General features: G+C 63.3%; 1 pseudogene. It reads right to left on the reverse strand.

What is annotated here, in order from left to right:
- Positions 1-300, reverse strand: a pseudogene (locus G6O54_RS37185) (hypothetical protein); the annotation flags it as partial.

The following is a 300-nucleotide window of genomic DNA, read 5'->3' on the forward strand; positions in this document are numbered from 1 at the left end:
GAGCAAATTCCCCGAATAGGCATACGTCGTCGTGAGCCCGTTGCGGTCCACGACGCTCGTCTGCAACCCGGACGAATTGAAATTGTACACCGTGCCGTCGGTCAGGGTGCGGGTGTAGGTGCCGTTGGTGTTCTTCACGACCGAGGAGAAGTCGCCGACAGGGTCGGTGAATGTCACGATCGTCAGGCCCATCGGCGATACGCCGCCCGTGCCGCCGGAGCTGTTCGTGACGTACCAAAGGCCGGTCCCGCCGTCCGTCTCGTAGATGATCCCGGAGCCGTCGGACGCCGGCACGACCTT

This window comes from Aquisphaera insulae (assembly GCF_011064615.1).
Lineage (GTDB): Bacteria > Planctomycetota > Planctomycetia > Isosphaerales > Isosphaeraceae > Aquisphaera > Aquisphaera insulae.